Source organism: Monashia sp. HAY1-2A, from assembly GCF_056755315.1.
This window is the reverse complement of sequence record NZ_JBNDHY010000580.1, coordinates 1-252: the sequence shown is the minus strand read 5'-3', so window position 1 is coordinate 252 and position 252 is coordinate 1. Positions and strand designations below refer to the sequence as shown.

1 pseudogene is annotated in these 252 nt (G+C 75.8%); it reads left to right on the top strand.

The annotated features are described in order from the left end of the window. Nucleotides 1–252: pseudogene (locus tag ACPYOM_RS23130) on the top strand (hypothetical protein); the annotation flags it as partial.

Sequence of the window (252 nt, the reverse complement as noted above, 5' to 3'; positions counted from 1 at the left end):
GGGCCTTCGGGCAACGCATCCCCCAGTACCGCACCGTCACCGAGACGTGTGGCGGCGTCAGCCTGTCGATCGACGCGGACTGGGTCTGCGGCCACGTCGCGGGCACGCCGGTCCCGGTCGACTACGGGCTGGGGACGTACGGCCCCGGCGGCACGTCGTTCGTCTTCACCGGCTCGATGGCCTACTGGTACCCTGCACCACCCCACCCCCCTCCCCCCCCCTCCCCCCCCCCCCCCCCCCCCCCCCCCCCCC